Source organism: Nonomuraea sp. NPDC049649, from assembly GCF_040675175.1.
Classification (GTDB): Bacteria; Actinomycetota; Actinomycetes; order Streptosporangiales; family Streptosporangiaceae; genus Nonomuraea.
In genome coordinates, this window is sequence record NZ_JBFAOH010000088.1 from 1 (window position 1) to 2,992 (window position 2,992).

Here is a 2,992-nt window from a genome sequence, read left to right on the forward strand (position 1 = left end):
CTGGTCAGCCTCGGCATTCTGGTGGAAACGGAGCCGGGCTTGTTCGCTCAGCCGCGTCCGTAATCCGGCAACGAGCCCGTGACCAGCACTCCTCAGAGGGCGTTGTGCGAGTTGATGTCCATGATGTCGCAGCGTGATCGAATGGATTTGTAGCGTTACTGTCGGTCGGTGGGCTCGGATGTGCTGGGATGGCCGGGTGAGTGAGCGCAAGCCGTACTCGAGCGACTTATCCGACGAGCAATGGGCGTTGATCGTGCCGATCATCACGGCGTGGAAGGCCGCGCATCGCTCTGTCAGCGGCCACCAGGGCAAATACCAGATGCGCGAGATCGTGAACGCGCTCCTCTACCAGGGGCGGACCGGCGTCCAGTGGGACTACCTGCCACACGACCTGCCGCCCGGCAGCGCGACCTACTACTACTTCGCCAAGTGGCGTGACGACGGCACCGCCCAGAAGATCCATGACCTGCTGCGCTGGCACATGCGGGAGCAGAAGGGACGATTAGCCGATCCGAGTCTGGTGGTGCTGGACACCCAGAGCGTCCACGTGGCGGCCGGGGTCCCCGCCACCACCACGGGCCGGGACGCGGCCAAGAAGGTGCCGGGCCGCAAGAGAGGGCTGGCCGTGGACGTGTTCGGCCTGGTCATCGCGGTGGTTGTGCTGGCCGCCTCCGCGCACGAGAACACCGCCGGGACCGCTCTGCTGGACCGGGTCACAGCCCAGACCTCCGGCACGGTGACCAAAGCCCTGGTCGATCAAGGGTTCAAGAACACGGTCGTCGACCATGGGGCCGGGCTCGGGATCGACGTGGAGATCGTCGAACGCAACCCCGCCGACCAGGGATTCGTCCCCCAGCCGAAACGATGGATCGTCGAGCAGACGTACGGCACCTTGATGCTGCACCGGCGCCTGGTCCGCGACTATGAACACCTGCCGGCCAGCTCCGAATCACGGGTGTACTGGGCGATGACCGACGTGATGTCCCGCCGGCTGACCCGCGCCCCGGCCCCGTCGTGGCGCTCGGCATGACCAGGCCAGATGCGCAGGAACCGGACCCCGGCGCGTGGCTGTTGAACAAGATCGACGCCCGCGAGCGGGCCTTGACCGGCCAGATCGAGCAGACCCAGGCGGAGATTGACGCCATGGCCGTGCACCTCGGCGAACTACGCGAAGCGATCGAGCACCTGCGGATCACCCGTAAGACCCTGCGGTCCCTCGCCGACGAACCCGGACCCGAGCCGGCCCCACCGCCTCCCATGGTCCCCGACCACCCCGCCTACCGGCAGATTCTGGACGTCTTCGCCGACCACGGCCGCCCACTACGAGCTCGTGACCTCTGCGAGGCGCTGGACCTGCCCATCGTCAAGAAGAACACCGAGAACATCCGCGCCAAGCTCAAGCGCCTGGTCAACCAGGGCATTCTCGTCGAGACCGAGCCAGGATTGTTCGCTCAGCCACGCACCCAGCCCAGTTGATAACACCCTGACCAGCCCGCCTTCCCCGAGGCAAAGGACGAAAGGGGCATCAACTCGCACAACGCCCTCTCACGCAGCGCAAGCGATCAAAGGGGCATCAACTCACGAATCGCCCTCTCACGGACAAAGCCACTCGCGGGTGGCGGCGGCCCGCACCCCGTCCTTGGGAGGCGGGCCGGTCTTGCCCCAGCAGACCGAATGCGCGGCAACCTCCTTGACCACGGCTTCGGCCAAGTTGTGCCAGATATGCCAGCGATCACCGACCTGCACCGCCCCGGGCAGGGCGCGACGGATCGCCTCGGCGTAGGCGCCGCTGCTGTCCCGGCACACCACCCGCACGCCGGGATGGGCACGTAGCCACGCCTCCAAGGTGTCGGCCTGACGATCGGCGAGCACGTCGATCCGCTCCCGGGTTACCGCGTCGATGATCACAGTGGCGTAGCGGTGCCGTTTACGGAGTGCGAAGTCGTCCACCCCGATCACCTCCGGTACCGGACGGACCGGCAGGGGCAGCCGCAGTAACGACCGGACCGCGCTCTGCCGCGAGATCGAGACTCCCAGCACGTCCAGCAGCCGAGATCCCGCCCAGCCGGCCAGCTCCCGCACCCCAGCCCCCACCTGCGTGGCCAAGGCGATCGTGCGGCGTTGATACGGTTCGGCCAGCCCAGGCAGCGGCTCCCGGAACGTCTGCCGCTCGCACCCGACCGTTGGGCACCTTAACCGCCGAAACCGTAGCCGCACGAGTACTCGGTGCCCAGCCAACGGCAGGTCCGCCAACTGCCGGTCCACATAGCCATGCACCCGGCCAACTGCTCCACAGCCGGGGCACTCCACCGGCGCACCGTTGGACGTGACATACACCAGGATCACGCCGCCCCTGGATTGAACGCTGCCGACGACCAGGCCAGCCAGCTGCGGGAACACAAGCCCCGCGAGATCCCTAACATCGCACCGGCGTCACACTGGCACAGCACGGCGAGGGGTCATGAAACGACAGGAGCTATCACGCTCCGTCACCACCGAAAGTGGGCCAGAGCCGAAGACCGTACAATCCCCCTACCCCGCGTCGTGATCTGTGTCGGCCTAGGATCGGGTTCCTGGTCGGATCTTGATGCTGTGGGAGGGCGTGTGACGGAGCTTGGGTTACCGGAGGCGATCGAGCAGATCCGTCAGGAGCTGCGGGAGGCGATCGCCGCAGGCGCTGATGCGGAGATCCAGTTCCCCGTCGGGGAGGTGACGCTGGAGTTTCAGGTCGGGGTGAAGAAGACCGGCGAGGGCAGCGGCAAGGTCAAAGTGTGGGTGCTGGAGGCCGGCGCCGGCGGCAAGATCGAACACGATCGGGTGCAGAAAGTGACCGTCGTCCTGCAGCCGCCCGTCGATGCGCAGGGTGATCCGGTCAAGGTGTCGCGTCGTTCGTCAGCTAAGAGCTCCTAACAAAATGATCACTCTGGTCTCTCATGAGACGGTTTGCCGGTTGGATCACGTCGTGTGAGGAAGGGTGAGCAGCCGCCCTGGA

At 66.3% G+C, this 2,992-nt stretch carries 3 protein-coding genes and 1 pseudogene; 3 read left to right on the top strand and 1 reads right to left on the bottom strand.

What is annotated here, in order from left to right; genetic code table 11:
• Positions 1–196: 196 nt before the first annotated feature.
• Together AB0J42_RS37475 and AB0J42_RS37480 are read left to right on the top strand one after the other, a co-directional pair.
• The gene (locus tag AB0J42_RS37475; protein ID WP_364303310.1) at positions 197–1,030 is read left to right on the top strand and encodes an IS5 family transposase; all 834 of its coding nucleotides are present in this window, start codon (positions 197–199) and stop codon (positions 1,028–1,030) included.
• A complete protein-coding gene (locus AB0J42_RS37480) occupies positions 1,027–1,476 on the top strand; it encodes a hypothetical protein (RefSeq protein WP_364303312.1) in 450 nt (149 codons plus the stop codon). The genes AB0J42_RS37475 and AB0J42_RS37480 overlap by 4 nt, the downstream gene beginning before the upstream one ends.
• Before the next feature lie 186 nt (positions 1,477–1,662).
• On the opposite strand, the pseudogene AB0J42_RS37485 reads toward AB0J42_RS37480, so the two are convergent.
• Positions 1,663–2,346 (bottom strand): annotated as a pseudogene (locus AB0J42_RS37485) (ISL3 family transposase); the annotation flags it as partial.
• Between the two features lie 258 nt (positions 2,347–2,604).
• On the opposite strand from AB0J42_RS37485, the gene AB0J42_RS37490 reads away from it, so the two are divergent.
• Complete coding sequence (locus AB0J42_RS37490; RefSeq protein ID WP_364303314.1) at positions 2,605–2,910, top strand: trypco2 family protein; 306 nt, start codon at positions 2,605–2,607, stop codon at positions 2,908–2,910.
• Positions 2,911–2,992 lie beyond the last annotated feature (82 nt).